Raw genomic sequence first — 6908 nt, forward strand, 5'->3', positions numbered from 1 at the left:
GGAGAACACGACATGGTAAAGCAGTGGTTTAGGTCTGGTTCTCCTTGGATTTGGATGACCGGTGGTGCGGTGAGCATCAGCTTAATTTCAGTAATTGGTTTATTAGCTATGATAGCGTGGAAAGGGTTAAGCTTTTTCTGGCCTTCTGAAGTAGTGCAATTTGAGCTGGAAGGCTCAATTGCAAAACAAACTATTATTGGTGAAATTTACGATCGAGAATTAGTACCCAAAGCGCGTTTAGCGGCAACCGGTGTTGATGTTTCGGCATATGATAGGGAAGAATTTGAGCGGTTATTAATTAAAACCGGTAACCGTGAATATGTAGATTTAGATTTTCGTTGGATATTAAACACCGACATAAAAAACCAATCAACGCCTACCACCCTTGCCGTGTTTGAGCGTAGCAAAAATGGTAATTTTTATGGCTACGTAGAAGGCGTAATTGAAGACGGACAACCTGTTACCGGCGATAAGGTAGCCTATTTACATAAGCTGGTTGAACGGGCAGTTGATTTAAACGACGAAGCACTTGATTTACAAAACGGTGATATTGGTCATATTAACTATGAACTGGAACGTCTAAGGCTAAAAGAAAAATCCTACTTACTTGATAATGAACTTACAGACGAACGTGTTGCTGAGCTTGCAGAGGCGCGTGCAGAACTACGTGCCGAGTATGCGGTGCTCGAAAAGCAACTGTTTGCACTGCGTAAACAAGCACAGCGCGACCAAGTTATGGTTAAAGATATGCGCGGCGAAATAGTCACCATTCCATTGTATCAAGTATTAGATGTGTGGTTTCCAAACGACATGAGCTTTTTAACCAAACTGGGCCATTACTTTATCCAATTAGGTAAGTTTGTATCAGACGACCCTCGCGAAGCAAATACCGAAGGTGGCGTATTTCCGGCCATATTTGGTACCGTGTTTATGGTTATGCTAATGGCTGTTATTGTGACGCCATTTGGGGTGGTTGCTGCAATTTACTTGCATGAATACGCGGCTAAAAATGCGGTAACTAAGATGATCCGTATTGCGGTAATTAACCTAGCCGGTGTACCTTCTATTGTATATGGTGTATTTGGCTTAGGCTTTTTTGTTTATATGCTAGGTGGCAGCCTTGACCAATTATTTTATCCTGAGTCATCACCTACTCCGGTATTTGGTACACCAGGTGTTATGTGGTCGGCTTTAACACTGGCAATACTTACCTTGCCTGTGGTTATTGTTTCCACTGAAGAGGGACTATCGCGTATTCCAAGTACGGTACGCCACGGATCGTTAGCGCTTGGTGCCACACAAGCAGAAACCTTATGGCGTATTGTTATACCTATGGCAAGCCCAGCAATTATGACAGGTTTAATACTGGCTGTTGCGCGTGCAGCAGGTGAAGTAGCGCCATTAATGCTGGTGGGTGTAGTAAAAATGGCACCTACGTTACCGCTTGATGGTAACTTTCCATACTTTCACTTAGACAGAAAGTTTATGCACTTAGGTTTTCATATTTACGATGTTGGCTTTCAAAGCCCGAATGTTGAAGCGGCGCGACCGCTGGTATATGCAACGGCATTTTTATTAGTGTCGGTAATTATTACCCTCAACATAACCGCTATTGGTATACGTAATCATTTACGTGAAAAATTCAGATCGCTTGAGCTTTAATAAGATTTAATAGGTAACAAACATGATTTCAGTCGCTCCAAAAGTAAATCAAGCCAATACCAGCTTGAAGTTAGACTTAGACAATTTAACCACAGAGCAAACAGCGTTAGAGATTAAAGATCTCGATCTTTACTACGGCGATAAACAAGCGCTGAGTAAAGTGAATATGAATATTCCAAAAGGCCAGGTAACAGCCTTTATTGGCCCGTCGGGGTGTGGTAAATCAACCTTATTACGGTGTATTAACCGCATGAACGACTTAGTTGATATTTGCCGCATAGAAGGTGAAATACTGCTACATGGACAAAACATTTACGATAAAAGCGTTGATGTAGCGGCGCTGCGTCGTAACGTAGGCATGGTATTTCAGCGACCTAACCCTTTTCCTAAATCAATTTATGAAAATGTGGTTTATGGTTTGCGCTTACAAGGTATTAAAGACAAACGTAAATTAGATGAAGTAGTTGAGCAATCATTGCGTGGTGCAGCGCTGTGGGATGAAGTAAAAGACAGGCTACACGACAGCGCTTTTGGGTTGTCGGGGGGACAGCAGCAACGTTTAGTTATTGCGCGCTCAATTGCTATTTCGCCAGAAGTATTACTGCTTGATGAACCTACCTCGGCACTAGACCCTATTTCTACTTTAGTAATAGAGGAGCTAATTAACGATTTAAAGAGCAAGTTTACAGTGGTAATTGTTACCCATAATATGCAACAGGCCGCCCGGGTTTCTGACCAAACGGCGTTTATGTATATGGGGGAGCTAATTGAATACTCAGACACCAATACTTTATTTACAACGCCTAATAAGAAAAAAACAGAAGACTATATAACCGGTCGTTACGGCTAATTCAGCCGATATTATGTGTACAATATTGATAGGATAATAACGATGGAACATAACATTAATAAGCATATTTCTGGCCGTTTTAATCAAGAATTAGAAAACGTACGCAACCTTGTGCTTAGTATGGGCGGGCTGGTTGAGCAACAGCTTAACAGTGCGTTAGATGCAGTGAGCCAAAATGATGCTATGCTTGCGCAAAAAGTGCGAGAGAATGATTATAAAGTTAATGCAATGGAAGTAAGTATTGACGAAGAATGTACGCGAATTATTGCCAGGCGTCAGCCTGCTGCAAGCGATTTGCGTTTAGTGGTGGCTATTGCAAAAACCATTGCTGATTTAGAGCGTATAGGCGATGAAGCAAAGCGAATTGCTAAAGTTGCATTAGACTCATTTACTAAAGACCAACAGGCTTTATTAGTAAATATTGAAAATATGGGACGCCAAGTATCAAAAATGTTGCACGATGTACTTGATGCATTTGCACGTATGGACGTACAACGTGCATTTGAAGTACACAAAGAGGATGCTAAAGTTGATAGAGAGTACGAAGCCATTATTCGTCAAATTATGACCTATATGATGGAAGACCCGCGCTCAATCCCAAAAATTATGGATTTAGTGTGGTCAGTTCGTTCATTAGAACGCATTGGTGATCGGTGTCAAAATATTGCTGAATATATTATTTATTTTGTTAATGGAAAAGATATTCGTCATACATCTCAAGAAGATATAGAAAAGTCTTTATAATTTTTTTAATTAGTCCTTTTTATTACAACGACGAATTATAATTTTTTTTTAGTTTGCTGGCGGTTGAGCAATAAAAAGCGTTCACAATCGAGCTTAATACTGTAAAATTCATGCCGCACAGCATACTAAATTGATTTAAGGGTCAGTTATGCAAACTAACGCGTTTCTAGGAGTATTTGCAAAATCTCCTATCAAACCAATGGAAGAACATATTCGGAAGGTTCATCAAGCTAGTAAAGCTTTGATTCCTTTTTTTAATCACGTATTTAAAGAAGAATGGCAACAAGCTGAAGAGCTACGTTTAACCATTCGTAATTTAGAACGTGAAGCCGATGAAATGAAAAGAAATATACGTTTACAACTACCGCGTGGATTATTTATGCCGGTAGAGCGTACAGATCTGCTCGAATTAGTAACCCAGCAAGATAAAATTGCCAATAAAGCAAAAGACATTGCAGGGCGTGTAATTGGTCGTGAGATGATCATACCAAAAGTAATTCAAATCGACTTTTTAGCTTATTTAACACGTTGTGTTGATGCTACTAAACAAGCATCTAATGCGATAAATGAGTTAGAAGAGTTATTAGAAACAGGTTTTAAAGGTCGCGAAGTGGCCTTGGTTGAAAAAATGCTCGTTGAATTGGATGCCATAGAACAAGACACGGATGAAATGCAAATTAAAATACGCCGCCAACTACGCGCAGTAGAAGGTGAGTTAAACCCGGTTGATGTGATGTTTTTATATAAGATCATTGAATGGGTTGGCGAGCTTGCAGATATTGCAGAGCGCGTAGGATCACGTCTTGAGCTGATGTTAGCTCGTTAATTTAAAATCAGTTCAAAAACGATAGATTAAGGTTACACAATGGATATCATTGCATCTTACGGCACGGTATTAATTTTAATTGCCGCAGCAGTTGGCTTTTTTATGGCTTATGGTATTGGCGCAAATGATGTTGCCAATGCAATGGGCACATCAGTAGGCTCTAAAGCGCTAACGATTAAACAAGCGATTTTTATCGCGATGATCTTTGAGTTTGCAGGTGCTTACTTGGCCGGCGGCGAAGTTACATCGACAATTCGTAATGGCATTATTGATTCAACGCCATTTATGGATATTCCTGAATTAATGATATTAGGTATGATTTCTGCGCTTTTTGCAGCAGGCGCCTGGCTATTAATGGCATCATTCTTAGGATGGCCAGTATCAACTACTCACTCTATTATTGGCGCTATTATAGGTTTTGCTTTAGTTGCAGTAGGCAGTGAAGCGATTCATTGGAACAAGGTTGCAGGAATTGTTGGTAGTTGGATAGTAACGCCTGCTATATCGGGTTTTATTGCCTACTTAATATTTATGAGCGCACAAAAGCTTATTTTTGATACGGCTACTCCGCTTAAAAATGCTAAACGTTTCGTGCCAATTTATATGGGCTTAGCTGGCTTTATTATGTCACTTGTGACAATTAAAAAAGGCTTAAAACATATTGGTATTAACTTAGGCACAGTGGAAGGTATTAGTCTATCTATTGCGATTGCAGTAGTAGTAGGCTTTATTGGTAAAATTGCAATTTCACGTTTAAAAATCGACCCTCAGGCCGATAAAAAAATGCAATTTAATAACGTTGAAAAAGTTTTTGCAGTACTTATGGTCTTAACGGCTTGTTGTATGGCATTTGCTCATGGTTCTAACGACGTTGCTAATGCTATTGGTCCTCTTGCGGCTGTGGTAAGTATTGTTGAAAACAACGGTGAAATTGCAAAACAAGCGGCTATTGCTTGGTGGATATTACCACTAGGTGGCTTTGGTATTGTGGCCGGTTTAGCTATTTTAGGTAAAAAAGTAATTAAAACGATTGGCGAAGGGATCACACATTTAACCCCTAGCCGTGGTTTTGCTGCTGAATTAGCTGCTGCTTCAACAGTTGTAATTGCATCTGGCACAGGCTTACCAATTTCAACTACGCAAACCTTAGTGGGTGCGGTGTTGGGTGTAGGTATGGCACGCGGTATTGCCGCACTGAACATGGGTGTTATTAGAAACATTGTAGTTTCTTGGGTAATTACATTGCCAGTGGGCGCAGGCCTTGCTATTGTTATTTTCTACGTACTAAGAACCGCATTTGGGGTTTAATAAAAAAGTACTTAAAGACTTTTAGCTTGAAAAGATCTCAATGCCCTAGGTGTTGGGGTCTTTTTATTTGTGGAAAGACAAAATGACTAATCTTCCGAGTATAAAACAGCTGCAGTATTTACTTGCAGTACATCAATATCAACATTTTGGCCGCGCTGCTAGTGCGTGCTTTATTGGCCAATCAACATTAAGTACAGCCATTCAAAACTTAGAAGAAACACTAGGCTGCCAACTTATTGAACGTGAAAACCGCAGTTTAATGTTTACCACCATTGGTGAGGAAGTAGTTGAACGTTCGCGCAAAATTATTCACGACACAATCAGTTTAAAAGAGCTCACTAAAAGCTTTTTAACGCCGCTGAGTGGTAAGTTAACCGTAGGGGTTATTCCTACTATTGCGAGCTTTATTGCCGCGCCTTTGTATCACTTTTGTAAGCAAGAATTTTGCGATTTAGAACTGGTATTAGTAGAAGATACTAGCGATAAGTTACTCGATAAATTAGAGCATGGTCAGATAGATTTAGCCTTATTAGCACTGCCGTATCAAACCGATAAGTTTCATACTCAGGTGTTAGCTAGAGATCATTTTAGCTTGGTACATCACAAAGATTACACGCCAGCAAAGAACGTGCAAGACTTTAACTTATTACCCGACGCCAGCGTGTTCTTACTAGAACGTGAGCACTGTATGACCGGACACGCGCTTAGTGCATGTCATTTAAACCGTGTCAGCTGCATAAACCCGTTTGAAGCAGCCAGCTTACATACTTTATTGAGCATGGTGGAGTATCAGTTGGGGGTGACCTTTTTACCGCAAATGGCGATTAATGCCGGCATTTTAGATAATAAAAATATGCTAGCAACTCCATCGGCGAATGAGGCATACCGTGAAATTGGTATTTTGTGGCGTAAAACAACCGGACGAATTCGCGACTTTAAATTGTTCAGCCAGCAATTAGAGGTGTTTTTAAAACACCAATGTAGTTTAGACTTTGCTAAAGAGACAGCAACAAGCAGCTAAGATAGCTGCTTGTTTTCATGGTTATGGCTTTCATATGGTTCTAGTTTAGGTAAAAAAAGTAAATAAACCCAAACAACCAGATTAAAGTAAGGCACTAGCCCTAATACAGTAAATACCCGAACCGGATAACCTTTAATGTGTGCATATCGGTAACACTGAAACGCAATTGCAAAATGCATAAGTAGTAATAAAACAACTAGCTGTGTCATATTTACCTCCTTAAACTCTAATAACATCCAACATCCAACATCCAACAAATTGTCGTCTTATTTGGGCTGATTTATGATGTCATGTTTTTTTGCGCTTATCGTATAAATTGCGCGACATTTGCTGATTTGTAAGTAAAGTATAGCCGAGAAAGATAATTATGATAGTAGTAAAGAGCTTAATTTTGTTTACAGCTGTTTATTTTTTGCTAGGTAACCTGAGATCTGCTTAAGCGATAACTAGTGCGTTGAGCTCTACGTCAGTTAAATTAAGGTGTGGCTTATTTTCTT

The 6908-nt window shown here is 39.8% G+C and carries 7 protein-coding genes; 6 read left to right on the top strand and 1 reads right to left on the bottom strand.

Annotated features, from left to right (window positions below):
- Positions 1–12 precede the first annotated feature (12 nt).
- The 6 genes from pstA to HC000_RS10615 all read left to right on the top strand — a co-directional run bounded on the left by pstA (position 13) and on the right by HC000_RS10615 (position 6411).
- Positions 13–1662, top strand: a complete 1650-nt coding sequence (pstA, locus tag HC000_RS10590) for a phosphate ABC transporter permease PstA (protein WP_011327023.1) — start codon at positions 13–15, stop codon at positions 1660–1662.
- A 22-nt stretch (positions 1663–1684) separates the two neighbouring features.
- Positions 1685–2512, top strand: coding sequence for a phosphate ABC transporter ATP-binding protein PstB (pstB, locus tag HC000_RS10595; protein ID WP_011327024.1), 828 nt, complete (start codon positions 1685–1687; stop codon positions 2510–2512).
- A 42-nt stretch (positions 2513–2554) separates the two neighbouring features.
- Positions 2555–3256: a phosphate signaling complex protein PhoU gene (phoU, locus tag HC000_RS10600; protein WP_011327025.1), complete on the top strand. Its 702-nt coding sequence runs from the start codon at positions 2555–2557 to the stop codon at positions 3254–3256.
- Positions 3257–3404: 148 nt separating this feature from the next.
- Positions 3405–4082, top strand: a complete 678-nt coding sequence (locus tag HC000_RS10605; protein WP_011327026.1) for a TIGR00153 family protein — start codon at positions 3405–3407, stop codon at positions 4080–4082.
- Between the two features lie 39 nt (positions 4083–4121).
- Positions 4122–5390, top strand: a complete 1269-nt coding sequence (locus HC000_RS10610; protein WP_041454322.1) for an inorganic phosphate transporter — start codon at positions 4122–4124, stop codon at positions 5388–5390.
- A gap of 82 nt (positions 5391–5472) precedes the next feature.
- Positions 5473–6411: a hydrogen peroxide-inducible genes activator gene (locus tag HC000_RS10615; RefSeq protein ID WP_086994795.1), complete on the top strand. Its 939-nt coding sequence runs from the start codon at positions 5473–5475 to the stop codon at positions 6409–6411.
- On the opposite strand, the gene HC000_RS10620 is transcribed toward HC000_RS10615, so the two are convergent.
- Complete coding sequence (locus HC000_RS10620) at positions 6408–6620, bottom strand: hypothetical protein (protein ID WP_011327029.1); 213 nt, start codon at positions 6618–6620, stop codon at positions 6408–6410. The two genes, HC000_RS10615 and HC000_RS10620, sit on opposite strands and share 4 nt — an antisense overlap.
- Between the last annotated feature and the right edge of the window lie 288 nt (positions 6621–6908).

Source organism: Pseudoalteromonas sp. MIP2626 (genome assembly GCF_013414205.1).
In the GTDB taxonomy this organism is placed as follows: Bacteria; Pseudomonadota; Gammaproteobacteria; order Enterobacterales; family Alteromonadaceae; genus Pseudoalteromonas; species Pseudoalteromonas nigrifaciens.

Excerpts from the sequence above, each read along its gene's own strand:
- phoU (WP_011327025.1), top strand. The coding sequence starts at position 2,555 with ATGGAACATAACATTAATAAGCATATTTCTGGCCGTTTTAATCAAGAA.
- pstA (WP_011327023.1), top strand. The coding sequence starts at position 13 with ATGGTAAAGCAGTGGTTTAGGTCTGGTTCTCCTTGGATTTGGATGACC.
- HC000_RS10610 (WP_041454322.1), top strand. The coding sequence starts at position 4,122 with ATGGATATCATTGCATCTTACGGCACGGTATTAATTTTAATTGCCGCA.
- pstB (WP_011327024.1), top strand. The coding sequence starts at position 1,685 with ATGATTTCAGTCGCTCCAAAAGTAAATCAAGCCAATACCAGCTTGAAG.
- HC000_RS10605 (WP_011327026.1), top strand. The coding sequence starts at position 3,405 with ATGCAAACTAACGCGTTTCTAGGAGTATTTGCAAAATCTCCTATCAAA.
- HC000_RS10620 (WP_011327029.1), bottom strand. The coding sequence starts at position 6,620 with ATGACACAGCTAGTTGTTTTATTACTACTTATGCATTTTGCAATTGCG.
- HC000_RS10615 (WP_086994795.1), top strand. The coding sequence starts at position 5,473 with ATGACTAATCTTCCGAGTATAAAACAGCTGCAGTATTTACTTGCAGTA.